The following is a 461-nucleotide window of genomic DNA, read 5'->3' on the forward strand; positions in this document are numbered from 1 at the left end:
GGATCCCGATGTTCAGCAACCACGCGGATATGATGCTGACCCAAATCGCCATTGGGTTGTGCTTTACCCTGCTGTACTTCGTGGTTTTCCGCACACTGATTCTGCAGTTCAACATGTGCACGCCGGGACGTGAAGATGCGGAAGTGAAACTCTACTCAAAAGCCGAATACAAAGCCTCGCGAGGCCAAACCACCGCGGCAGAGCCAAAAAAAGAGCTGGATCAGGCTGCCGGTATCCTGCAAGCCCTGGGCGGGGTCGGCAATATCTCCAGCATTAACAATTGCGCGACGCGTTTACGTATTGCACTGCATGACATGTCACAAACGCTGGATGACGAAGTCTTTAAAAAGCTGGGAGCGCACGGCGTCTTCCGTAGTGGCGATGCCATTCAGGTGATCATTGGTCTGCATGTATCTCAGCTGCGTGAACAGCTCGATAGCTTAATTAATTCTCATCAATCA

The 461-nt window shown here is 51.6% G+C and carries 1 protein-coding gene; it reads left to right on the plus strand.

All coding sequences use genetic code 11. The features are described 5' to 3' along the window. Positions 1-8 precede the first annotated feature (8 nt). Positions 9-461 (plus strand): PTS sugar transporter subunit IIB (locus tag K0039_RS25250; protein WP_228106876.1); only part of this gene is annotated, 453 nt, incomplete at its 3' end.

The sequence above is a fragment of the Terrisporobacter mayombei genome (assembly GCF_020748465.1).
GTDB classification, from domain to species: domain Bacteria; phylum Bacillota; class Clostridia; order Peptostreptococcales; family Peptostreptococcaceae; genus Terrisporobacter; species Terrisporobacter mayombei.